19 protein-coding genes are annotated in these 23816 nt (G+C 63.1%); 13 read left to right on the forward strand and 6 right to left on the reverse strand.

The features are described 5' to 3' along the window. The first annotated feature begins 94 nt into the window (after positions 1-94). Together K2O50_RS20205 and K2O50_RS20210 are read left to right on the forward strand one after the other, a co-directional pair. On the forward strand, positions 95-886 hold the full coding sequence (locus tag K2O50_RS20205) for a dienelactone hydrolase family protein (RefSeq protein WP_050704271.1): 792 nt from the start codon (positions 95-97) through the stop codon (positions 884-886). Between the two features lie 124 nt (positions 887-1010). After that, positions 1011-1712 (forward strand): 4'-phosphopantetheinyl transferase, encoded by a 702-nt coding sequence (locus K2O50_RS20210; RefSeq protein ID WP_050704270.1) that lies wholly within the window; start codon positions 1011-1013, stop codon positions 1710-1712. On the opposite strand, the gene K2O50_RS20215 is transcribed toward K2O50_RS20210, so the two are convergent. Further along, complete coding sequence (locus K2O50_RS20215; protein ID WP_050704269.1) at positions 1709-3313, reverse strand: ATP-binding protein; 1605 nt, start codon at positions 3311-3313, stop codon at positions 1709-1711. The two genes, K2O50_RS20210 and K2O50_RS20215, sit on opposite strands and share 4 nt — an antisense overlap. Continuing rightward, the gene (locus tag K2O50_RS20220; RefSeq protein ID WP_050704268.1) at positions 3310-4005 is read right to left on the reverse strand and encodes a response regulator transcription factor; all 696 of its coding nucleotides are present in this window, start codon (positions 4003-4005) and stop codon (positions 3310-3312) included. Before K2O50_RS20220 ends, K2O50_RS20215 begins: the two co-directional genes overlap by 4 nt. A gap of 859 nt (positions 4006-4864) precedes the next feature. On the opposite strand from K2O50_RS20220, the gene K2O50_RS20225 reads away from it, so the two are divergent. The 5 genes from K2O50_RS20225 (at position 4865) to K2O50_RS20245 (ending at position 12843) form a co-directional block, all read left to right on the forward strand. Next, on the forward strand, positions 4865-7744 hold the full coding sequence (locus tag K2O50_RS20225) for a ribonucleoside-diphosphate reductase subunit alpha (protein WP_050704267.1): 2880 nt from the start codon (positions 4865-4867) through the stop codon (positions 7742-7744). A 638-nt stretch (positions 7745-8382) separates the two neighbouring features. Continuing rightward, on the forward strand, positions 8383-9633 hold the full coding sequence (locus tag K2O50_RS20230; protein WP_050704266.1) for a ribonucleotide-diphosphate reductase subunit beta: 1251 nt from the start codon (positions 8383-8385) through the stop codon (positions 9631-9633). A gap of 111 nt (positions 9634-9744) precedes the next feature. After that, positions 9745-11487 carry an AIPR family protein gene (locus tag K2O50_RS20235; RefSeq protein WP_050704265.1) on the forward strand — a complete coding sequence of 581 codons (1743 nt, stop codon included), beginning with the start codon at positions 9745-9747 and terminating at the stop codon, positions 11485-11487. Between the two features lie 159 nt (positions 11488-11646). Further along, positions 11647-12183: a Bro-N domain-containing protein gene (locus tag K2O50_RS20240; protein WP_050704264.1), complete on the forward strand. Its 537-nt coding sequence runs from the start codon at positions 11647-11649 to the stop codon at positions 12181-12183. A 39-nt stretch (positions 12184-12222) separates the two neighbouring features. Continuing rightward, positions 12223-12843 (forward strand): DUF6088 family protein, encoded by a 621-nt coding sequence (locus K2O50_RS20245; RefSeq protein ID WP_050704263.1) that lies wholly within the window; start codon positions 12223-12225, stop codon positions 12841-12843. Between the two features lie 163 nt (positions 12844-13006). On the opposite strand, the gene K2O50_RS20250 is transcribed toward K2O50_RS20245, so the two are convergent. Continuing rightward, positions 13007-13477, reverse strand: a complete 471-nt coding sequence (locus K2O50_RS20250) for a GNAT family N-acetyltransferase (RefSeq protein WP_050704262.1) — start codon at positions 13475-13477, stop codon at positions 13007-13009. 344 nt (positions 13478-13821) lie between these two features. Here K2O50_RS20250 and K2O50_RS20255 point away from each other — a divergent pair, with 344 nt between their 5' ends. From K2O50_RS20255 to K2O50_RS20265, 3 genes are all read left to right on the forward strand, one after another. Further along, on the forward strand, positions 13822-15321 hold the full coding sequence (locus K2O50_RS20255; RefSeq protein ID WP_050704261.1) for a PLP-dependent aminotransferase family protein: 1500 nt from the start codon (positions 13822-13824) through the stop codon (positions 15319-15321). Between the two features lie 245 nt (positions 15322-15566). Further along, on the forward strand, positions 15567-15944 hold the full coding sequence (locus K2O50_RS20260; RefSeq protein ID WP_177330826.1) for a helix-turn-helix domain-containing protein: 378 nt from the start codon (positions 15567-15569) through the stop codon (positions 15942-15944). Continuing rightward, on the forward strand, positions 15941-17245 hold the full coding sequence (locus K2O50_RS20265) for a type II toxin-antitoxin system HipA family toxin (protein ID WP_156329583.1): 1305 nt from the start codon (positions 15941-15943) through the stop codon (positions 17243-17245). The genes K2O50_RS20260 and K2O50_RS20265 overlap by 4 nt, the downstream gene beginning before the upstream one ends. A 33-nt stretch (positions 17246-17278) precedes the next feature. On the opposite strand, the gene K2O50_RS20270 is transcribed toward K2O50_RS20265, so the two are convergent. Together K2O50_RS20270 and K2O50_RS20275 are read right to left on the reverse strand one after the other, a co-directional pair. Beyond that, on the reverse strand, positions 17279-18280 hold the full coding sequence (locus K2O50_RS20270) for an NADP-dependent oxidoreductase (protein WP_050704259.1): 1002 nt from the start codon (positions 18278-18280) through the stop codon (positions 17279-17281). A 16-nt stretch (positions 18281-18296) separates the two neighbouring features. After that, positions 18297-19085 (reverse strand): SDR family oxidoreductase, encoded by a 789-nt coding sequence (locus tag K2O50_RS20275; protein WP_050704258.1) that lies wholly within the window; start codon positions 19083-19085, stop codon positions 18297-18299. Positions 19086-19233: 148 nt separating this feature from the next. Between K2O50_RS20275 and K2O50_RS20280 the strand changes: the two genes are divergently transcribed. The 3 genes from K2O50_RS20280 to K2O50_RS20290 all read left to right on the forward strand — a co-directional run bounded on the left by K2O50_RS20280 (position 19234) and on the right by K2O50_RS20290 (position 22771). Then, positions 19234-19797, forward strand: coding sequence for a TetR/AcrR family transcriptional regulator (locus tag K2O50_RS20280; RefSeq protein ID WP_050704257.1), 564 nt, complete (start codon positions 19234-19236; stop codon positions 19795-19797). Between the two features lie 107 nt (positions 19798-19904). Next, positions 19905-21335 (forward strand): transporter, encoded by a 1431-nt coding sequence (locus K2O50_RS20285; protein ID WP_050704256.1) that lies wholly within the window; start codon positions 19905-19907, stop codon positions 21333-21335. A 17-nt stretch (positions 21336-21352) separates the two neighbouring features. Further along, on the forward strand, positions 21353-22771 hold the full coding sequence (locus K2O50_RS20290) for a PLP-dependent aminotransferase family protein (protein WP_050704255.1): 1419 nt from the start codon (positions 21353-21355) through the stop codon (positions 22769-22771). A 122-nt stretch (positions 22772-22893) separates the two neighbouring features. Here the strand turns inward: K2O50_RS20290 and K2O50_RS20295 are convergent, their stop codons facing one another. Then, positions 22894-23793, reverse strand: a complete 900-nt coding sequence (locus K2O50_RS20295) for a LysR family transcriptional regulator (RefSeq protein WP_050704254.1) — start codon at positions 23791-23793, stop codon at positions 22894-22896. Between the last annotated feature and the right edge of the window lie 23 nt (positions 23794-23816).

Here is a 23816-nt window from a genome sequence, read left to right on the forward strand (position 1 = left end):
TTGCTGTCTGGGGGCTAGAGTAGGGAGGGCGCCCTGAACCCCTGCTGAACCCGGCCTGAACCTTGGCTGAACGAACCGAAGAAGGAGCTCGACCATGCGTACCCTGCTTGCCCTGGCCTTGTTGTGCAGCGCCAGCCTTGTCCAGGCGGCGGTGCAGACCCGCGAGATTCCCTACCAGGATGCCGACGGCAACCGCCTGGTCGGCTACTACGCCTACGACGACGCTATCGAGGGCAAGCGCCCGGGCGTGGTGGTGGTGCATGAATGGTGGGGGCTGAACGACTACGCCAAGCGCCGCGCCCGCGACCTCGCGGCGCTGGGCTACAACGCCCTGGCCATCGACATGTATGGCGACGGCAAGAACACCGAGCACCCGGCCGACGCCCAGGCGTTCATGGCGGCGGCGATGAAGGATCCGAAAGCCGCTGCCCGGCGCTTCGACGCCGGGCTTGAGCTGTTGAAGATCCAGCCCAACACCAACAAGCACCAGCTGGCGGCCATCGGCTACTGCTTTGGCGGCAAGGTGGTGCTGGATGCGGCGCGCCGGGGCGAGAAGCTCGATGGCGTGGTGAGCTTCCATGGTGCGCTGGTGACCCAGACCCCGGCCAAGCCCGGGGTGGTCCGGGCGAAGATCCTGGTGGAGCACGGCGAGGCCGACAGCATGGTTACCCCGGAGCAGGTGACGGCGTTCAAGGCGGAGATGGATGCGGCCAAGGCCGACTACCAGTTCGTCGGGATTCCGGGGGCCAAGCATGGGTTTACCAACCCGGATGCGGATCGGTTGGGGCATGGCGGGCATGGCGGGCCGGATATCGGGTATGACAAGGCGGCTGACGAGAGCTCGTGGAAGGATATGCAGGCGTTCTTGAAAATCGCGTTTGACTGAAGGCCTCATCGCGGGGCAAGCCCGCTCCCACGCCGGAAAACAACGCCATTCGTGGGAGCGGGCTTGCCCCGCGATGACGTTCCGGTGATTTGCGCCAGCTATCGCGACTGGCACAATACCGACCATGAACAGACTCCCCACCTGCTGCGCCCCGCTCCAGCACCACTGGCCGCTGCCCCGCCCTGTCCCCGGCGCGGTGCTGGTCAGCTGCGCCTTCGACCCGGCCCGCCTGGCCGCCGACGACTTCCAGCGCGCCGGCATCGAGCAGACCGCCAGCCTGCAACGCTCGGTGGCCAAGCGCCAGGCCGAGTACCTGGCCGGCCGGGTCTGCGCCCGCGAGGCACTGCAACGCCTGGATGGCCGCGACTATGTACCGGCCACTCATGAAGACCGCTCGCCGATCTGGCCCGCCGGCATCCACGGCTCGATCACCCACGGCCAAGGCTGGGCCGCCGCGGTTGTCGCAGCCGACGGCCAATGCCGTGGCCTGGGCCTGGACCAGGAAACCCTGCTCAGCGAAGAGCGCGCCGAACGCCTGGCCGGGGAAATCCTCACCCCCGCCGAGCTGGAGCGCCTGGACCGCAGCCAGCAAGCCCTGGCCGTGACCCTGACCTTCTCGCTCAAGGAAAGCCTGTTCAAGACCCTCTATCCGCTCACCAAACAGCGCTTCTATTTCGAACACGCCGAACTGCTCGCCTGGTCCGCCGACGGCCATGCACGCCTGCGCCTGCTCACCGACCTGTCGCCCGAGTGGCAGCACGGCGTCGAACTCGATGGCCAGTTCTGCCTGCAGGACGGCCATCTGCTCAGCTTGATCAGCGTCTAGTCGCGCGGCTGCTCACGCGGCCAGCTCAGGCTGAAACACGCCCCACCCAGGTGCTCGCTGTGCCCGACCAGGGCGCGGCCGCCGTGCCAGTAGATGATCCGCCGCACGATCGACAGCCCCAGCCCATGCCCGCCCGAAGCCCGGGTGCGGCTGTCGTCGAGACGGGTGAACGGGGTGAAGATGCGGTGCCACACGCCTTCGGGAATCCCGGGGCCGTCATCCTCCACATCGATGCGACAGCGCTGCTGGCCGATCTGATAGCTCAGGCGCACTTCCGATTCGGCATGGCGCATGGCATTGCGCACCAGGTTCTGCAGGGCCCGGTGCAGGTAGCGCGGCTCGGCCTCGACCCGGGCGTCGCCACCGTCGAGCCCGTGGCACACTCCGCGCACCACCCGCACATCGGCCCTCAGCGGCGCCAGCTCCTCGATCACCCGCGCCAGCAGCTCGTCCAGGTCCACCACCTGGAAATGCAAGGCCGGCGCGCCCTGCTCGAGGCGGGCGTAGGTCAGCATCTCGTCGACTAGCTTGTCCAGGTCCTGGATATCGCCGTCCATGCCGGCCAGGTGCTTGGCCCGGGCCTCGTCGGTGCTGGCGCTCTCGATCATCTCCAGGCCGAAGCGCAGCCGCGCCACCGGCGTGCGCAACTCGTGGGACACCGCCCGCACCAGCTCGCGTTGCATGGTCAATGAACGCTGCAGGTGTTCGGCCATGCCGTTGAAGGCCTCGGCCAGACGCCCCACCGAGTCGGCGTCGCCGGCCGGCACGCGGGTGTCGAGGCTGCCCTGGGCGATGCGCGTGGCCGCCACCTCCAGGCCCGACACGCGCCGCTCCAGCTGACGCACCAGCAGGTAGACCACCAGGCCGATCAGGCACAGGCCGAGGAAGGCGATCAGGATCAGCAACTGCGGCGGATACGGGTTGAGCTGGTACAGCGGGCCGATCTCCAGCACCCAGGGCGAGCCGGACAGCCCCGCGAACACGCGGATCGAATCGCCGTCCCGGCCCAGGGCCATCACCGTGTCGCCCTCCTCCACCCGGCGGCGCTGGTCGTCGTCCAGGGCGGCGCGCTCGATGCGCTGCAAGGCAATGTCGAAGCCGAAGCCCTTGCTCTGGCGCAGCTGCGCCAGGCGCGCCTGCTGCTCGGTCACCGGGTAGCGCACCAGCTCGTCGGCCAATAGATAAAGCGTGGCGCGGGCCAACTGCTCGCTGATCTGCTTGACCTCGGCCACCAGCAGCAGGTCTTCGTGGCCGACCCGACGCAACACCCGGGCGGCATGCGGGCCGGTCTTTTCCACCACCACCAGGTCGCGGTACAGCCGCGCCCGCTGCCCACCGTCGAGGTTGAACGCCGACAGCGGCTGCAGGTCCAGCGGCACGCCGAGCAGGCGCTCCCAGATCACCAGCGAACGGGTGCGCTCCACCGCATTCTGCTGCGCCAGGTTGTCGGCCATCAGGCTGAAGGTACCCTGGGCCAGGCGCTCGCGGTGCTGGCCGGCGCGGATCTCGTTGACCAGGTGCAGGCTGAGCACGCCGAGCACGGCCACCAGTACCAGCACTGCGAGCATGCCGCCATAGATGCGCAGGAAGATCGAATTCATGGCGCCTCGCCGACGAACAGGTAGCCTTTGCTGCGCAGGGTCTTGATCAGCCGCGGGGTGATCGGGTCGTCGCCGATCTTGGGGCGGATCTTGGAAATGCGCACATCGATGGAGCGGTCCTGGCCGTCGTAGCCGACGCCGCGCAGCGAGGTGAAGATCTCCTCGCGGGACAGCACCCGCCCGGCGTTGCTGGCCAGCAGCCAGAGCAGGTCGAACTCGGCGCCGGTCAGCTCGATCAGCTGGCCGTCCAGACGCGCCTCGCGCTGGCGGCTGTCTATATGCAGCGGGCCGAAGGTCAGTTCCTGGCGCCGCTCCGGAGCCTCGCTGCGGCGCAGCAGGGCATTGATGCGCGCCAGCAGCACGCGGGGGCGCACCGGCTTGCACACATAGTCGTCAGCGCCCAGGTCCAGGCCCTGGATCTGGTCCAGCTCATCGCTGCGGGCGGTGAGCATGAGGATCGGGCCGCCATACTGGCCACGCACCCGGCGGCAGATGCTCAGGCCGTCCTCGCCGGGCAGCATCAGGTCGAGGATCACCAGGTCCGGCTGGCTGTCGATGATGCGCCGCGCGGCACGGCCGCCATCACCCTCCACCGCCACCTCGAAGCCATTGGCCTGGAGGTACTCGGCAGTGAGCTCGGCGAGGCGCTGGTCGTCCTCGACGATGAGGATGCGGTTGATTGGCTGGTCCATGGCCTTACCCTTCTTCTGGTTTTTGTCGGGCCTTGCGGTTGGCTGTAGCGGCCTCATCGCGGGGCAAGCCCGCTCCCACGCATGACTCTGTATCCCACGCATGCTTCTATATTCAGCGTGGGAGCGGGCTTGCCCCGCGATGAGGCCGGTACAACCCTTTGATTCCAGCGAAATTCCACCTTCACCAAAGCGCAACATCAGCCCCGGATACTACGTGCCGCCCCCACCCCTGCCAACCACCCAGAACGCCCCACGACTGAACCGTTTTTTGTGATAGGGTGCGCGCCCGAAAAAATCTGCGCGACGGCGTAGCACAGACAAAAAATAGTGCAAACCTCTTGGGACAAGGGCTACAGCGAATACCCACGGATCACTCACAAAGTACCCACAAGTTATCCACAGGCGCTCACCTTGCAAAGCCCCCGAGACCGCATTATCTTGTATCCCTATCGCAGCGAACCACTAGATGTTGGGTTTCGCGCAAAATCACAAACACAAGTCGCCAGGCAAATTCAAGCGAATTTACCGACTGAACTTAACGTGATTTCAACAGCCAAACCGCTCCTGCGGAGGGCGACCGAGGCAAGCCGCAGACGGCCTTGTTCGGGTATGAGTGTTGCAGGCAATGCCTTGCCACTCATCAGCAACAGATTTTGGGTACGCCCAGAACCTTTGACTTCGGCCAGGGAGCGGCAGGTTATTGCCCCTTATTCCTGAGTCTGTCCCGAAGTCGGTAAGCCCGAGCGGGCGTATGCGCGTGCATGACGCCTCCCCGCCCGGGCCATCGAGCAAGTGGACGGAACGGTGGGCGCCCCAACAAGGCGCCTGAACAAACTAGAAACTGTGGAGACACCCACCCATGCAAACCGACACAACTCGCGAGAACCCGCAGGGCAAAGCGCCGCAGGCCGCCGATTCCAATCAGGATCTGGCAGCCACCGCGCCTGGCCAACTGCGCGTGATCAAGCGCAACGGCACTGTCGTCCCCTACACCGACGACAAGATCACCGTGGCCATCACCAAGGCGTTCCTCGCAGTTGAAGGCGGCACCGCCGCCGCCTCGTCGCGCATCCACGACACCGTCGCGCGCCTGACCGAGCAGGTCACCGCCACGTTCAAGCGTCGCATGCCATCGGGTGGCACCATCCACATCGAAGAAATCCAGGACCAGGTCGAACTGGCCCTGATGCGCGCCGGCGAGCAGAAAGTCGCCCGCGACTACGTGATCTACCGCGACCAGCGTGCAAAAGAGCGCGCTACCCGCTACAACGCCGACGCCGTGGTCGAGCCGCACCCAAGCATCCGCATCACCCTCGCCGACGGCAGCCTCGCGCCCCTGGACATGGCCCGCCTGAACACCATCATCAGCGAAGCCTGCGAAGGCCTGGCCGAAGTCGATGGCGACCTGATCCAGCGCGACACCCTGAAGAACCTGTACGACGGCGTGGCCCTGAAGGACGTCAACACCGCCCTGGTGATGACCGCCCGTACCCTGGTCGAGCGCGAGCCGAACTACTCGTTCGTCACCGCCCGCCTGCTGATGGACACCCTGCGCGCCGAAGGCCTGGGCTTCCTGGGCGTGGCCGACAGCGCCACCCACCACGAGATGGCCGACCTGTACGCCAAGGCCCTGCCGGCCTACGTCGAGAAAGGCGTCGAGTTCGAACTGCTCGACCCGGCGCTGAAAGGCTACGACCTGGAGCGCATGGGCAAGGCGATCAACCACGAGCGCGACCAGCAGTTCACCTACCTGGGCCTGCAGACCCTGTACGACCGCTACTTCATCCACAAGGATGGCGTGCGCTTCGAGCTGCCGCAGGTGTTCTTCATGCGTGTGGCCATGGGCCTGGCGCTGGAAGAGAAAGACAAGGAAGCCCGTGCGATCGAGTTCTACAACCTGTTGTCGTCCTTCGACTACATGGCCTCGACCCCGACCCTGTTCAACGCCGGCACCTTGCGTCCGCAGCTGTCCAGCTGCTACCTGACCACCGTGCCGGACGACCTGTCGGGCATCTACCACGCGATCCACGACAACGCCATGCTGTCGAAATTCGCCGGTGGCCTGGGCAACGACTGGACCCCGGTGCGTGCCCTGGGCTCGTACATCAAGGGCACCAACGGCAAGTCGCAAGGCGTCGTGCCGTTCCTGAAAGTGGTCAACGACACCGCCGTCGCCGTGAACCAGGGTGGCAAGCGCAAGGGCGCCGTGTGTGCCTACCTGGAAACCTGGCACCTCGACATCGAAGAATTCATCGAGCTGCGCAAGAACACCGGTGATGACCGTCGTCGTACCCACGACATGAACACCGCCAACTGGATCCCTGACCTGTTCATGAAGCGCGTCTTCGATGACGGCAAGTGGACCCTGTTCTCGCCGTCGGAAGTGCCTGATCTGCACGACCTGACCGGCAAGGCCTTCGAAGAGCGCTACGAGTACTACGAAGCCCTGACCGAGTACAACAAGATCAAGGTGTTCAAGACCATCCAGGCCAAAGACCTGTGGCGCAAGATGCTGTCGATGCTGTTCGAGACCGGCCACCCATGGCTGACCTTCAAGGACCCGTGCAACCTGCGCTCGCCCCAGCAGCACGTGGGCGTGGTCCACAGCTCGAACCTGTGCACCGAGATCACCCTGAACACCAACAAGGACGAGATCGCGGTCTGCAACCTGGGCTCGATCAACCTGCCGAACCACATCGTCGATGGCAAGCTGGACACCGCCAAGCTGCAACGCACCGTGAACACCGCCGTGCGCATGCTCGACAACGTGATCGACATCAACTACTACTCGGTGCCGCAAGCGCGTAACTCGAACTTCAAGCACCGTCCGGTCGGCCTGGGCATCATGGGCTTCCAGGACGCGCTGTACCTGCAGCACATCCCGTACGGCTCGGACGCTGCCGTCGAGTTCGCCGACAAGTCGATGGAAGCGGTCAGCTACTACGCGATCCAGGCTTCCTGCGACCTGGCCGACGAGCGCGGCGCCTACGAGACCTTCCAGGGTTCGCTGTGGTCCAAGGGCATCCTGCCGCTGGACAGCCAGCAGATCCTGATCGAGGCCCGTGGCCAGAAGTACATCGACGTCGACCTGACCGAGAGCCTGGACTGGGCACCGGTGCGCGAGCGCGTCAAGAAAGGTATTCGTAACTCGAACATCATGGCCATCGCGCCGACCGCGACCATCGCCAACATCACCGGCGTGTCGCAGTCCATCGAGCCGACCTACCAGAACCTGTACGTGAAATCGAACCTGTCGGGCGAATTCACCGTGATCAACCCGTACCTGGTCCGCGACCTCAAGGCCCGTGGCCTGTGGGACTCGGTCATGATCAACGACCTGAAGTACTACGATGGTTCCGTGCAGCAGATCGAGCGTATCCCGCAAGAGCTGAAGGACCTGTACGCCACCGCGTTCGAAGTCGAGACCAAGTGGATCGTCGACGCCGCCTCCCGTCGCCAGAAGTGGATCGACCAGGCCCAGTCGCTGAACCTGTACATCGCCGGCGCTTCGGGCAAGAAGCTGGACGTGACCTACCGCATGGCCTGGTACCGTGGTCTGAAGACCACCTACTACCTCCGTGCCCTGGCCGCGACCAGCACCGAGAAGTCGACCATCAACACCGGCAAGCTCAACGCCGTGTCGAGCGGCGGCGACAGCGCCCCGGTCCAGGCCGCGGGCCCTGCCCCGGTACCGAAGGCCTGCGCCATCGACGAGCCGGATTGCGAAGCCTGCCAATAAGGCCTTCGCAGCGCTGAGCTGAACATGCCGCCTCAATCGCCCTCACGGGTGGCTGAGGCGGCATTTTTTTGCGCCCCGACATCCCCCTGCGGGAGCGGTGCGTGGGAACGGCACGTGGGAGCGGGCTTGCCCCGCGACAGGGCCCCTACAGGCAATACACCCCCTAGGCCCTGACCAAGATCAAAACACCATATGTAGCGCCAAACAAAAAAAATCCTACTACATATAGGATCTAATCCCATTTAGGGCTAGACTCTTACCCCGTGACGAACCACCGGTATCCAGTGAACGGAAGCACGTAATGCAGGTCGAAAATTTACCGCCCTGCGCCCCCTGCGCCGCCCCGATCCAAAGTGATTTCCGGTATACTTCGCGGCCCCAAAAAGGGATGAGCCAATGATCGACTGCGTGAAGCAAGCCCCCCGGGGCCACACCGCAGGTTTTATCGTTGCCGTACAGCTTCCAGGTGCCCTGCCCCCTCGCCCGAGTGCAGGCCAGGCGCCGACCCGAACACCTTCAAACGTGACGAGAGCCCGCTCTCACTGCTTGCCGCAGCGCCCGTTGGCGTCGCGCCGTACAGGCATCACTTCAAAATCCAACCGGTTGCCCCGCGCAACCCTCTAGCAGGAGCCAGGACCATGCTGAGCTGGGACGAATTCGACAAAGAAGACGGTGAAGTCGCCGCCAAAGGCAACACCCCCGCGCAGGCCGCAGCCGCCACCACCCTCGACAAGCTCGACAGCGCCGGCGGTGCCGCCGCCCTGGAAGCTCGCGCCGCCACCGCCGCCGACTCCGACGCCGTCAAGCGCGCCAAGGCTGCGCTGGACGCCCTGGACATCGCCGAAGGCCTGGCCGAGCTGGAAGGCTCCTCGGCCCGCGTCGCGGTCGATGAAAAGCGCATGATCAACTGCCGCGCCGACCTCAACCAGCTGGTCCCGTTCAAGTACGACTGGGCCTGGCAGAAGTACCTCGACGGCTGCGCCAACCACTGGATGCCGCAAGAGGTCAACATGACCGCCGACATCGCCCTGTGGAAGAGCATGGACGGCCTGACCGAAGACGAGCGCCGCATCGTCATGCGCAACCTCGGCTTCTTCTCCACCGCCGACTCCCTGGTGGCCAACAACCTGGCCCTGGCCGTGTACCGCCTGATCACCAACCCCGAGTGCCGCCAGTACATCCTGCGCCAGGCCTTCGAAGAGGCGATCCACACCCACGCCTACCAGTACTGCATCGAGTCGCTGGGCATGGATGAAGGCGAGATCTTCAACATGTACCACGAGATCCCATCGGTCGCGAAAAAAGCCGCCTGGGGCCTGAAGTACACCCGCGCCATCTCGGACCCGGAGTTCAACACCGGCACCGTCGAGACCGACAAAGAGCTGCTGCGCAACCTGATCGCCTACTACTGCGTACTGGAAGGCATCTTCTTCTACTGCGGCTTCACCCAGATCCTGTCCATGGGCCGCCGCAACAAGATGACCGGCGTCGCCGAGCAGTTCCAGTACATCCTGCGCGACGAGTCCATGCACCTGAACTTCGGCATCGACGTGATCAACCAGATCAAGATCGAGAACCCGCACCTGTGGGATGCCGCGATGAAGGAAGAGGCTACCCAGATGATTCTGCAGGGTACCCAGCTGGAGATCGAATACGCCCGTGACACCATGCCACGCGGCGTGCTGGGCATGAACGCGGCGATGATGGAGGACTACCTCAAGTTCATTGCCAACCGTCGACTGACTCAGATTGGTCTGAAGGAAGAGTATCCGGGGACGACTAACCCGTTCCCTTGGATGAGTGAGATCATGGACTTGAAGAAGGAGAAGAACTTCTTTGAGACTCGGGTGATTGAGTATCAGACTGGTGGGGCGTTGAGCTGGGATTGATCCCTCTCAAATTAAAGGGCTGCCAATTGGCAGCCCTTTTTAGTATTAAATAGCCACTACAATGAAAAATTAGTAAGATTGAGTGGTTACTCGAACAAAAAGGGATGAATAGTGGATAGGATCACCAAGGCTTTACTCAAAGAATTCACCGAGTTAAATTCTTTGACCAAACTAGATCAAAGCAAAGCATTTGAACACTTCTGCAGCTACATTCTGGTTGCACAGCACTACGACGAAGGGATAGACACACAAGATATTGTTGTTGGTGGCAACGGCGAAATAGGTATAGATGCGATAGCAATAATCGTCAACGGCTCAATAGTCAGTTCATACGAAGAAGTTGAAGAGCTCCGTCAAATCAACGGCTATGTAGACGCTTCGTTCATACTTATACAATCTGAAACCTCCCAGAGCTTTGACTTAAAAAAACTTGGTCACTTCGGTGATTGCGCCAAAGATTTTTTTGAGGACTCCGAGTACCAGGAGAATAGTACAGCCATTACGAGGCCTTCGCTTATAGTTGAAAAAATATTCAACCTAAGCTCTAGTTTCAAACGAGGAAAGCCTCAGTGCTTCCTATACTACGCAACGACCGGAAAATATCTTAAAGAGAAAGCCTTCGAACTGAGAAGACAAAAAATAAAGTCTTCCATTGAAATGCTAGGCATGTTCAGGAAAGTCGAAATTGAATGCATTGACTCCGATAACTTGCACGCGATGTACAACAGCACCAAAAACACCATCAAGCGCGAAATACTATTTGAAAAATATGCAACCATGCCAGAGATGCCAGGTGTCACAGAAGCTTACATCGGCGCTCTACCCGCATTCGAGTTCCTAAAACTTATTGAAGATGAAAATGGCGGAATAATAAAATCCGTTTTTAACGACAATGTCCGCGACTGGCAGGACCTTAACACCGTCAACGAAGAAATCGGACGAACCCTAGAGAACAACGAGCCAAATGCGCGCTTCGCAATTCTCAACAATGGCGTCACCGTGATTGCAAAATATCTTCAACGGACCGGCGACAAATTTAACATCGAAGATTATCAAATAGTTAACGGCTGCCAGACCAGCCATGTACTTCATCTATTCAAAACAAAGATCACCGAAAAAACCTTTGTTCCCTTGCGCCTAATATCTACTACAAATGATGAAATTAGCGCTGCGATCACCAAAGCTACTAACAGACAGACTCAAGTCACTGAGGAAGAACTCCTTGCGGTATCTGACTTCCAGAAGAAACTCGAAGTCTTATTCAGCTCATATGATGGCAAGAAAAAACTTTTCTATGAGCGCAGAACAAGACAATACAATCATGTCGACAACATCGAAAAAGTAAGAATAATAAACAAAACAACTTTAATTCGAGCATTTTCTTCTATCTACCTAGAGAAACCTCACAGAACCCAGAGAGGTTATGCAACACTGATCTCTTCTATCGGCAAAGATATTTTCGAGAAAAACCATATCTTAGAGGCGTACTACGCAAGTGCGTACACGCACTACAAACTAGACTACGCATTTCGCAACCAAATAATTGACTCAAAGTATAAACCCGCACGATACTTGCTACTTATGGCCATAAGAACGTTCATGGTCGGACACATCGGCACAGTCCTTAACTCTAAAGCGGCGTTGCGCACAACCGAACGTTTCATAGAAAACCTCTGGGATGACACCTCATTTACCCTCAATTTAAGTAAAGCAAGAGAACTGATAGATCGGCTTACTCCAGATGGACTTGATCGTGACCAAATACACACTGAGTCCTTCACCAACCTAGTCATTGATGAAATACGTGCAATTCAAAATCAAGACCAAATATGTGTTCAAGGTGAGTTGATTTAACTCTCTCGGCAAGCTGAAGCCACTCAGCTTGCCGAAACAAATTTATATATTTGATATAACCATAAACTAGTCTACCCTTCCAATCGCGCCTAAGAAACGCTCACGTAGCGGAATCCCGTTCCCGTTAGAAACGGCTCTCCTTGATCTGGATAGCCTACTATGACTCACTACAGCTCCACCCTCTTCACCCGCCACAACCGCCCCCTCCACACCCTCTGGCTCGAATCCCAAGCCTGGTTCTGCGCCCACGAACTCGGCCGGATGACCGGGCGCTTCTTCGACGAGCACTGCATCCGCAAGCTCGACCCGGACCAGCATCGCACCGTGCAGTTGCTGCGCTACGGCCAGTACAGCGAGACCACCATGGTCAGCGAGTCCGGGGCCTATACCCTGCTGGCCCATCATCACATTCCGGAAAACCGCCACCTGCGCCACTGGCTGACCCATGAGGTGGTGGCGGTGCTGCGCGATGGGCAGGACTCGGCGCTGGAAGACCTGCCGCGCCTGTGCAGGATGTGCTGGCCGGGTGGGCATACGGCGAGTCTGTTGTATTGGCAGAGTGAGCCTTGGGTACGGATGCGGGATATGCCGGTGGTGATGGCGGCGGAGTTGCCCGTGGTGGTGCCCGAGCGGCGCAAGTTGAGCTGGAAGGAATGTGCGCAGCGGGCGTTGCGGTTGCATGGGGTGGGGGATTGACCAGCTTGAGGCTTCAACCAGGTCGATGAGAAGGCAAGCGTGTCGGTAGCGCAGGCGATTGCCAGCTACATTCGTTATCTGGCCCGAGGCAAGCCGTTCTCTGTTCAACACTTCACGAAGTTCGGATCACGCTCCGCCGTGGACAAGGCCCTGGCCCGCCTTGTCCGGGCGAGCGCCTTGGAGCGGGTGGCGCGAGGTGTGTACATGCGCCCAAAGAGCAGCCCCTATGTGGGCAAGGTGCGACCGGGGCCTGTCACCGTGATGATGGCAATGGCCAAGGCACGTGGCGAGATCATCCAAGTGCATGGGGCCGAAGCAGTTCGATGGTTCAGGCTCAGCACGCAGGTTCAGGTGCGGCCGATGTACTACACCAGTGGCTCCAGTCGTGATCTACGGGTGGGTGATGCGGTCGTCCACTTGCGGCATGTATCAGCGGATAAGTTGCAATGTGCGGGTAGTCAGGCCGGCTTGGCGCTGTGTGAGCTTTTCTATATCGGCAGACGCGAACTGACGGGCGCGATGGTTCAGACGATTCTATCCAGGCTCGATACCGGAGAGGCAGAGAGATTGATGCGCTGCAGGATGCCTCGGTGGATGCGCAAGATTGTGGATGGAGCGTGTGGGCAGTCAACGCCCGCCTCAGCCCGAGGAAAGGGCTGAAACGAGCTGTACGTATTGCTGAAAGAGCCGTGCAGGGGATGGCACCGGTTTCGCCGGTGTCTGCCCGTCAGTACAGGCAACTACGACAACCTTGCCGTCCCGATCGCGGGGCAAGCCCGCTCCCACGCCCTTATCCGCTCACAATGGACTTAGCACAATGGCCTTAGTGAGCAACATCCAACGGCATCCGATACTCAATCACCCCCGGCTTCTCGGCAATCCAGTCATACAACCGCTGCGCAGTCCGGTTGGTCTCCTGGGTATGCCAGTACAGCCGGTCGCACTGCTGCTGCCGGGCCTGGTCCTGAACGTACTCGATCAGTTGCTTGCCGATCATCCGCCCCCGGGCGCTCGGGCACACGTACAGGTCTTCCAGGTAGCAGAAGTCGTTGCGCCCCCAGGTCGAGCGGTGGAACACATAGTGGACGAAGCCGAAGAGCTGTTCGCCGTCGGTGGCCACGGCGCAGTGCATGGGTTCGGTCGGGTCGAAGAAGCGGGCCCAGGTGCGCTCGGTGATGGCTGGGCCCAGGTCTACCTGGTAGAAGGCCTGGTATTGCGACCAGTAGTCGTGCCAGGGCTGAAGGTCGGTTTGCTTCACTTCGCGGATGAAGACGGGTGGTTGGGTGGTGGTCATTGGTGGAACCCCTTTTTGGGCAAAGCAGTGTGGATGAGTGAGGGGGCCGGCCTGCCCGTAGCGCTTGCCTTCCTTGGTGGTTGCTTGCGGGCTGGGGTTTTATAGCGGATAAATGGTTGGTTTTTACCTGCCAATTAGTCGTGAATATCCAGACCATTTTAGGGTTCTGGAAGGGCGTAAGGCTCGGGATTGCCGGGGCTGCTTTGCAGCCCTTTCGCGGCGCAAGGCCGCTCCTACAGGGGGCGCGGTCCCTTGTAGGAGCGGCCTTGTGCCGCGAAAGGGGCGTGAAGCGGCCCCGGCATTGGCAGCCATTAATCAGGTCCATCAGCCAGGGAATCAGGCCAATGTTCAAACACGCGCAGCTGGAATCGGTGAAAGCCTGGATCAACGACCCCGCACACGCCGCGCTGGCCTTGCATGTGCGCATCCAGCGGGCGATCCGTCAGTTGATCCTCGACGGCGCACTGCCGGTGGGCAAGGCGCTGCCCGCCTCTCGCCCGCTGGCCCAGTCCCTGGGCGTCTCGCGGGATACCGTGGAGTCGGCCTACAGCCAGTTGCACGCCGAGGGCTTTATCGAGCGGCGCGTGGGCAGCGGCAGCTTCGTGTCGCAACGGGCCCGCTGCCTGCCGTCGCGCAAGCGCCAGCGTCCGGCACACACCGAAGCCCCCGTGCAGTTGAGCCGCCGAGGTGAAGCGGTGTTGCTTAGCGGTGGCGTCCACAACTTCCAGTCGCCCCGCCCCTTCGCCCCGGGCGTGGCCGAAACCCGGCACTTCCCCCTGGCCATCTGGGAGAAGCTGGAGCGGCAGGTGTACAAGGAATACGGTACACGGGCGCTGGAGCACAGCGAGCCGCAGGGCATGGCCCCCTTGCGCAGGGCAATCGCCGACTACCTCAACCTCGAGCGCGGGGCCCAGGCATCCGCCGAACGCATCCTGATCCTCACCAGCTCGCAGCAGGCCCTTGGCCTGTGCGCCCAGGTGCTCATGGACGCCGGCGACCAGGTGCTGGTCGAGGACCCGCTGTACCAGGGCACCCGCAAGGCCGTCACCGCCGCCGGCCTGGCATGCGTGCCGGTCCCGGTGGACGCGCACGGCCTGCAGGTGGACGCCATGGCCCCGCTGGCGCCGGATGCCCGGGCGGTGTTCCTCACCCCTTCGCACCAATACCCGACCGGCGCGACCCTGGCACTGGACCGGCGCCTGCTGGCGATCGAATGGGCCCGGCAGCAACGCGCCTGGATCATCGAGGACGACTACGACAGCGAGTTCCACTACGCCGGCCGCCCCACCGCCTGCGTGCAGGGCCTGGACTCGCACGAGCGCACGCTGTACATCGGCACCTTCACCAAATCGCTGTTCGCCGGGCTGCGCATCGGCTACCTGCTGCTGCCACCCCAGCTCGTCGCACCGATGACCGCCGCCCGTACATTGCAGGACGGGCATAACGCCTCCATCGCCCAGCTGACCCTGGCCCGGTTCATGGAAGGCGGGCACTTCAACGCCCATGTGCGGGCCATGCGCGCGCTCTACGCCGAGCGCCGGGATGTGCTGGCGGATCTGCTGCGCAGGCACCTGGGGGCGTTCCTCGTGCCGCAGGTGCCCGCCGGCGGGCTGCAGATGCCCTGCCATTTCGTGCAGGGCCTGTCTGAAGACGCCGTGGTCAGGGCAGCACGCGGGGTGGGGATCGATCTGTTGGGGCTGGGCAGCTTGTACGCAATGCCGAGGAACGATGCCGGCTTGCTGATGGGGTTTGCGGCACTGACGCCCGCTGAGATGAGGGCGGCGGTGGTGAAACTGGAGAAGGTGCTGGCAGGTTTGGTCACTTCAGGACGTTCGATGCGGTAGCCCGTTCTGCGCGAAACGAAATGTGGTAAAGCAATCGCTGAAATCCGCTGCGGAAACCAGGATCAGACAACGCCTAGAATTCTTGGCAAAAAAACTAAAATGCACGCTCAACGCCTAGAAAACTAGTCTTTATCGAGTAGCTGATTTTCCTTTCAAGTGCACTATACAAAGCCTAGAATCCTAGGCATGCAGGTCAATAACGGCGTTTTAAGCATAGGATCCCAGGCGTTATGAAAGCCATATCAATGACTGACGACGCTATCGCCAACGAGATCGGCCAACGCATTGAGGCTATCCGCCTGAAGCGTAATATTGGCCAGGACATCGTCGCCCATGAAGCCGGGATTTCCCGGGAGACCTACCGCAAGCTCACGGCAGGCAAAGGCACCCTGGTGAACGTGATTGCCGTGCTGAGGGTGCTGGGAGAGCTTAATCGTCTCGCCTCCCTCATCGAGGACGTCAGGACCAGCCCCGTGCAACTGGCAAAAATGCAGGGCAAACAGCGAATGCGGGCGACCGTCACACGGGCTACACCGCCGGCGCCTGAACACGGAATCAGGACGCCTATCGGCAAGCCCACGCTCATTGGTGGCCCGAAACCCGACAAGGATGACAGCTGGTGATTGCACGGATCTATCTCTGGGATGTGTATGTAGGCGCGCTCAACTGGAACACGCAGACCCAGATCGGAGAGTTCGAATACACCCCCGAGTTCGTCAGGACCGGCCTTGAGATCTCGCCGCTCCATATGCCCTTGCGCCAGGACTACACCTATGTGTTCCAGGGGCTGGACCGCGAAACCTTCAAGGGCCTGCCCTCGATCCTCGCCGACTCCCTACCCGATGATTTCGGCAACGCGCTGATCGATGCCTGGCTGGCCCAGCAGGGGCGTGACAAGGCAACGTTTACCCCGGTCGAACGCCTGCTGTACCAGGGCAAGCGCGGCATGGGCGCCCTGGAATATCGTCCGGCGATGGCCACCGAGCGGGACAAGGGGGAGAGCATCCATATCGATGCCCTGGTGCGCCTGGCCAGCGAGGTGTTGTCCGAACGCGAATCGATCGCCGAGCGCCTGGATGCCAAGGACCCGTCGCTGGACGACAGCGCCCTGCAGCACCTCATCCAGATCGGTACCAGCGCGGGCGGTGCCCGGGCCAAGGCGGTGATCGCCATGAATGCCGAAGGCGAGATCCGTTCGGGCCAGGTCACCGCGCCGCCGGGCTTCGAGTACTGGTTGCTCAAGTTCGATGTGGCCAAGGACTCGACCGTACTGGCGGACTCGCAAGGCTACGGGCGCATCGAGTACGCCTACCACCTGATGGCCAAGGCGGCCGGCATCACCATGACCGAGTGCCGATTGCTGGAGGAAGGGGGACGCGCTCATTTCATGACCCGGCGCTTCGACCGCACGACCGAAGGTGAAAAGATCCACGTGGCGACCTTGTGCGCACTCGACCACGCCGACTTCCGCAAGCCTGGCCAATACTCCTATGCCGAGGCCTTCGCGGTGATGCGCGCACTGCGGATTTCCCGCGACGGCGCCGAACAGTTCTACCGCCGGATGGTCTTCAACCTGGTGGCACGCAACCAGGACGACCACACCAAGAACACGGCCTTCATGATGGACACCGACGGCACCTGGTACCTGACGCCGGCGTATGACGTGTCCTATTCCTACCTGCCTGGCAGCTTCTGGGTCGATACCCACCAGATGACCGTGAACGGCAAACGCGACGACTTCACCCTCGACGATCTGTTAAGCGTTGCCAGCCAAGTGCGTGGCATGGACGCACGGCGGATCATCAAGGAAGTCTGCGAAGCCGTCGCACAATGGCCGCAGTTTGCCCAGGACGCTGGGGTGCCAACCTCAGCCAGTAAGCGAATCGGTGAAGTACACCGCCTGTATCTTGGCGAGGGGCTTTGAATAAACACCCCTCCCGAGGGCTGGACGCGCAGCTCAAGCCACCCGCACCACCACCTTGCCCTTGCTCCGCCCACCTGCCACCGCCGCCAACGCCTGTGCGGTAGCCTCGAAGGCGAACACTTGGTCGAGCACCGGCGTCAGGATCCCCTCCTCCACCAGCCGGGTGATGGCCTCCAACTGTCGACCATCGGCGCGCATGAACACGAACCGATAGCGCACGCCCAAGGCCTCACAACGCTTGCGGATGCGGCGGCTGAGCAGGCGAAGCACCTGACGTAATGGCCAAGCCATCCCTTGCTCGGCCGCGAACTCAGGCGTGGGCGGCCCGGAAATGGAAATCAGCTGGCCACCCGGTTTGAGAATCTGCACCGAGCGCTCCAAGGTGCCTGCCTCCAACCCGCTGAGCACCACATCGTAGTCGCGCAATTCCCGGGTGAAATCCTGGCGCTTGTAATCGATGACCACATCCGCGCCCAAGGCCTTCACCCATTCGACATTGCCCGTGCCGGTGGTCGTGGCGACGAACGCCCCCAAGTGCTTGGCCAACTGGATCGCGATGCTGCCCACGCCACCGGAGCCCGCATGAATCAGCACCTTCTGCCCCGGCTTGAGCTGGGCGGTTTCCACCAATACCTGCCAAGCGGTCAAGGCCACCAAGGGCAGCGCGGCGGCCTGCTCCATGCTCAAGTTGGCGGGCTTTCGCGCCAGCGCCTGCTGGGTGACGGCGATCTGTTCGGCAAAACTGCCGATACGTGCCTGCCCGGGCCGTGCATAGACCTCGTCGCCGGGCTTGAAGCGGGTGACACGGGCCCCCACGCGCAGCACGGTACCGGCCAGGTCGTTGCCCAGGATCAGCGGCAGGCGGTACGGCAGCACCCGTTTGAACTCGCCGTTACGCAGCTTCACGTCCAGGGCGTTCACCCCGGCGGCGTGGACCCGCACCAGCACGTCGTCATCCCCCAGGGTGGGCACGGGCATTTCGGCGATACGCCCGACGACATCCTTGCCATAACGATCGATGATGAAAGCTTTCATTGAGATCTCCCGTGACTCACTGCGCACTGCGATAGCGCTCGGCGACCTGGGATTGGCGCAAATCCCCCATCAGCATCTGCCGGGCGCCATCCAGCGCAGCCCAGCGGTCGGCGTGCTGCAAGGGCGGAATGGTGATCGCTTCGCGGCGGTCGTAACCCACCAGCGCAGCATCGACCAAGTCTTCCACCTCCATCACTTCTGGCAACGTGTTGATATCCAATCCGGAACGCGACCAGATCTCGGTGCGGGTCGCGGCCGGCAGCACGGCCTGCACATAGACCCCCTTCGGCCCCAGCTCCAGCGCCAGCCCCTGGGACAGGAACTGCACGAACGCCTTGGTGGCGCCATACACGGTCATGCCCAGTTCCGGCGCCAGCCCCACCACCGAGCCGATGTTGACGATCGCGCCAGCGCCCTGCTCGGCCAGGCGCGGCGCAATGGCGGCAGCCAGGCGGGTGACGGCGGTGACGTTCAGGCCGATCAGGCGCTCGAGGCTTGCGCCATCCTGCCCCAGGAAGCCCCCTGACTGACCTTGCCCGGCGTTGTTGATCAGCACGCCTATACGCGCATCTTCACGCAACCGCGCTTCGACCCGAGCAAGGGCATCGGCCTGGGTGAGGTCGGCGACCAGCACCTCGACGGCGACAGCGAAGTGCTCACGCAGGCGGGCAGCCAGGGCCTCCAGGCGCGCCTGGTCGCGGGCGACCAGCACCAGGTCGTGACCACGCTGGGCGAAGCGTTCGGCATAGGTGGCGCCGATACCGCTGGAGGCACCGGTGACGAGAACGGTAGGCAAGGCACTCATGGCAAATCCTCAAGGTGAGTGGCGACACCCGATCGGGGTGGGCCTGGCCGTTATGATTACGACCATCATCTAACCATGTCAACATTTTGATGATGACTGACATCAATGTATGATGAACCTCATCCCCACGGCGCAGGAGTCATCCGCCATGAAAGTCACCAAGGCACAAGCCCAGGCCAACCGCGCCCACATCGTCGAGACAGCGTCCTCGTTGTTCCGCCAGCGGGGCTATGACGGGGTCGGCGTCGCCGAGTTGATGGCGGCCGCCGGTTTCACCCATGGCGGCTTCTACAAGCATTTCGGCTCCAAGGCCGACCTCATGGCCGAGGCGGCGGCCTGCGGGCTGTCGCAGAACGCCTCCGGCACCGAAGGTGGCGGTGTGGCGGACTACCTGCGCCAGTACCTCTCCAGGGAGCACCGCGACAACCCGGCCTCAGGTTGCACCCTGGCGGCGCTGGCCAGCGATGCCGCGCGCCAGCCCGACGCCGTGAAGACGGTGTTTGCCGACGGGCTCGAGCGCTTGCTGGCAACGCTCCAGGCCGCCAGCGAGCCGACGGATGCCGCCAACGAGCAGGCCGAACGCGCCCGGCGCCTGGGCGTGATCGCCACCCTGGTGGGCGCCATCACGCTCTCCCGCGCCTGCCCGGACGATTCGCCGCTGGCGGACGACATTCTCCAGGCCTGCCGGGACCGGTTGCTGACACCGCAGTAACCCCGCCCGGGCTGTATTGAAAATCGCCCGGGCGCTGTATCTGTTTCAGCAGGCGCCCGCCCTTCACCCTCCACCTCACTCCCTGGATGGCTGAAGGAACCCGCATCATGGCTGCCCTGCTGCTGCAAATGTCCCCCATTGGCCTGGTGATCGCCTTGATCCTGCTGCTGCGCCGCCCACCCGTGCAGGCCGCGCTGGCCGGTGTGGCCGGTGTCTTGCTGTTATGGGGCCTGGGCGCTGCGCAGCCGCTGTCGGCGGCGGTGTCCGGCGCCATCCTGCAAGACACGTTGATCCTGTTCCTCAGTACCGCCTGCGTGATCGTCCCGGGGCTGGCCTTCGTCATCCTGGTCGAACGCGCCAACGCCCCGCAGGCGATCGGCGCCTGGGTGCGGGAGCTGGGCTGGACGCCGCCGATGCAGGTGATCTTCATCGTGCTGGGCCTAGCGCCGCTGCTGGAGGCGATGACCGGGTTCGGCGTATCGCTGATCGCCACGGTGCCGCTGCTGATGGGGCTGTTCTCGCGCCAGGTCGGCATGAAGATGGCGCTGGCCGGCATGGTGGTGATGCCCTGGGGCACGCTCGGGCTGGCCACGGTGATCGGCGCGCTGCTGGCCCACGTGCCGGCGCAGGAACTGGGCAGCCATTCGGCGCTGGTCAGCGCGCCGGTGTTCCTCGGCCTGGCCGCCGTGGCGCTGGTGCTGGCGGGGATTCGCAGTCTGCAGGCTTGGCTGGGGTTGGCGCTGGTCTCGTTGCTGTTCAGCGCGGTGCTGTATGCGGTCAACCGCTGGATCGGGCCGGAGGCGTCGGGCGTGCTGGCTGGGTTGGCGGTGGCCGGCGTGGGCCTGGGGATGTCCTGGGCACGGCGCGGGGCGCTGGTGCGCTGGCCGCAGGCGGCATGGCCGTACCTGGCCCTGCTGGCGGTGATCATCATCTCGCGGGGGCTGTTCCTGCTGTCGGGGTGGGACGGGCTGTGGGTGGTGCATGGCACCAACGTGTCGTGGAAGCCACTGGCTTCGCCGGGGCTGGCCTTGCTGCTGGTGGTGCTGATGATGGTCGGGCGCCAGGGCGCGGGCTTCCCATGGCAGGCGCTGGTCACCCGGGCACGGTTCCCGGTGGCGACGATCTTCCTGTTCCTGCTGCTGTCGCAGGTGATGGTCAAGGCCGGCTTCCTGGTCGAGGCGCAACGGGCGTTGCAGGCGCTGTCCGGGGTGTCGCTGGCGTCGACGGTGTCGCTGCTGGCGGGGTTGGCCGGCTATGTCACCGGCTCCAATGTCGGCGGCAACACGCTGGTGATGCCCTCCATCGCCGCGCTGTCCACGGTCCACGGCCCGTGGCTGGCGGCGATGGTCAACAGCGCCGCCGGGCATGGCGCGCTGGGCTCGCTGTCGATCCTGTCGCTGATCATCGGGCTGGCCGGGGCCAACCGTGATGAGGAGCACGGGCTGATCCGCTTCGGCTTTGCCCTGGTACTGCTGAACATCGTCGTCGTGGCTGCAACCGGCGTGGTTTTGCTCTACCTTTCCGGAGCCCCCGCCTGACACGACACAAGGCCCCCATGGACCGGAACCCCAAGCCCGACAAACGCTGGCACACCGTCAACGCCTGGCTGCTGCGCCAGATCGACAGCGGCGAATGGCCCAGCGGCACGCAACTGCCCTCGGTGCGCGAGCTGGCGCGGCTGTTCGACAGCAGCATCGCCACCGTGCAGCGGGCCCTGGCGGAGCTGGAGGCCAATGCCTATGTGCAGGCCACGCCGCGGATCGGCTATTTCGTCGCCAAGGGCGCGGCCCAGGTACAGGGGTTCGACCTGGCCAGTGTCACCGTCAACGTCAACCATGCGGTGGTCGCCATGCTCGCCCAGGCGGCCAGCAATACCGCGCTGTCGTTGAGCTCGGCGGTGCTGCACGACGAGCTCACGCCCCAGGTGCTGCTGAACAAGTGCCTGGCGACACTGGCCGCCAAGACCGACCAACCCTTGGCCGGCCTGATCGCCCCGCCGGGCCTGGCCTCGCTGCGCCGGCGCATCGCCGGGCTGATGCTGCAACGCGGCGTGACCTGCGGGCCAGACGATATCCTGGTGACCTCGGGCGACACCGTGGCCCTGGAGCTGGCCCTCGAAGCCGTCGCCCGGCCAGGGGCCACGGTGGCCATCGAGACACCTACCTACTACGGCATCCTGCAGACCATAGAACGTCTGGGGATGCGCGCCCTGCCCATCCGCACCCACGCCGACAGCGGCATGGACCTCGAGCACCTGGAATGGGCGCTCAAGCGTGGCAAGGTCGATGTGGTGTTCCTCAACCCGACGCTGCAGAACCCACGGGGCTTCATCATGCCCGACGCGGCGCGGGCACGGCTCTCACAGCTGGCGCAGGCAGCGGATGTGCCGATCATCGAGGACGATATCTTCTTCGACCTGGTGGACGAGGCGCAGCGGCCCAAGGCGATCAAGCACTACGACGAGACCGGGCAGACGATCTATTGCTCGTCGTTCTCCAAGACCGTGGCGCCGGGGTACCGGGTGGGCTGGTGCGTGGCGGGGCGGTATCGGGATGCGATCCTGGCCCAGTTGTTTTCGCGCAACCTGGCGGTGTCGAGCCTGGCCCAGCGGGTGCTGGATGAGTTTATCGGTCGGGGGTACATGGAGGAGCACTGCGCGAAGCTACGCGGGCGGCTGGCGGCGCAGGCCGGGGTGATGGAGACGCTGGTACGCTCGGCGTTTCCGCTGGGGACGCGTTATGTGGCGCCGCAGGGTGGATTTATCCATTGGATCGAATTGCCGGAAGGGACGGACATGGTGGCGCTGCAGCGGCTTGCGGCGGAGCGTGGCTGCAATGTCGGCGCCAGCGGGATGTTCTTTGCCGATGGGGAATGTGGCACTGGGTTGCGGGTATGCCTGGGGCGGGTGATTACGTCGGAGGTGATGGGCGGGTTGAGGGTGCTGGCGGAGTGTGCGGCGCTTTCAGGCGCTTGAATGCCGGGGGCGCTTTGCGCCCCTTTCGCGGCACAAGGCCGCTCCTACAGAGAGATGTGCGTTCGCCTGTAGGAGCGGCCTTGTGCCGCGAAAGGGCTGCGCAGCAGCCCCAGCTATCTGGATCAGGCCAAGTGCACCTGGCTACGCAAATGCTCGGCCAACATATCGATAAAGGTCCGCACCTTGGTCGAGCCATATTTGCTCTCCCGATGCAGGATATGGATCGGCCACGGCGCTTCCTCGTACTCGGCCAGGATCACCTGCAAACGCCCGGCCGCCACTTCATCCGCCACCTGGTACGACAGCAACCGTGCAATCCCCAGCCCGGCACTGGCCGCGGCGATCGCGGCGTCGTTGCTGGTCACGGTCAGGCGCGGCTTCATGCGGATCAGCGTCGGGTCGTCGATGGCGCCGAAGCGCCAGTCCGTGCGCGGTGACAGGGTTCCGGCGGCGATGACTTCGTGCTTCTGCAATTCCGAGGGATGGCGCGGCGTGCCGTGGCGTTCGAGGTACTCGGGCGAGGCGCACAACAACCGGCGCATTTTGCCCACCCGCAATGCCTTGAGGCCCGAGTCGGGCAACTGGCCGATGCGCACGGCCACGTCCATGCCCTCCTCCACCAGGTTCACCACGCGGTCGAGAAAGTACGCCGACACATCCACCTCGGGGTACTGCTGCAGGTAACGGACGATGCACGGTATGACGAACTTCTTGCCGAACAGGATCGGCGCGGTCACCGCCAGGTCGCCCTTGGGCGCGGCGTTGATGCCGGCGGCGGCTTCGTTGGCCTCGACGATGCTGGCGAGGATGTGCCGGGTGTCCTCCAGGTAGCGCCCGCCGGCCTCGGTCAGGCGCACGCTGCGGGTGGTGCGCAGCAGCAGCTTGACCCCGAGCTGTTCCTCAAGGGCAGTGACCGCGCGGGTCACCGCCGCCGGCGAGATGGCCAGGCGGCGGGCGGCGGCGGCGAAGCTTTCCAGCTCGCCCACGGCCACGAACACTTTCATCAGGTGGATCTGGTCCATGCCGCGCCCCACGCGTTGTCGTG

The sequence above is a fragment of the Pseudomonas sp. 2hn genome (assembly GCF_019646095.1).
In the GTDB taxonomy this organism is placed as follows: Bacteria; Pseudomonadota; Gammaproteobacteria; order Pseudomonadales; family Pseudomonadaceae; genus Aquipseudomonas; species Aquipseudomonas peradeniyensis.